Below are 246 nucleotides of genomic sequence, written 5' to 3' on the forward strand. Positions count from 1 at the left end.
CCGGCTGGGGGTGGCGGACGCGGCCGAGCGCCGCCGTCGCGATGCCCCCCCGCACGCGCCCGCAGCTGGTGGGGTCGTTCGCCGAGGGGATCGCCCGGATCGGCCGGCTGCCGTTCCTCGGCACGCTCGAGCACGCGCGCGGCGGCCCCACGGCCGGGCCGGGCGGCAACAGCGCCTACCGGCACGGGTCCGTGTACGGCCGGTTCGCCGTCCCCGAGGCGATGGCGCAGATGCTGCGCACCGCCC

General features: G+C 80.1%; 1 pseudogene. It reads left to right on the forward strand.

What is annotated here, in order from left to right:
• Nucleotides 1-246, forward strand: a pseudogene (locus tag KVS67_RS12590) (recombinase RecQ); the annotation flags it as partial.

Source organism: Micrococcus sp. GbtcB5 (assembly GCF_019091605.1).
Taxonomy (GTDB): Bacteria; Actinomycetota; Actinomycetes; order Actinomycetales; family Micrococcaceae; genus Micrococcus; species Micrococcus luteus.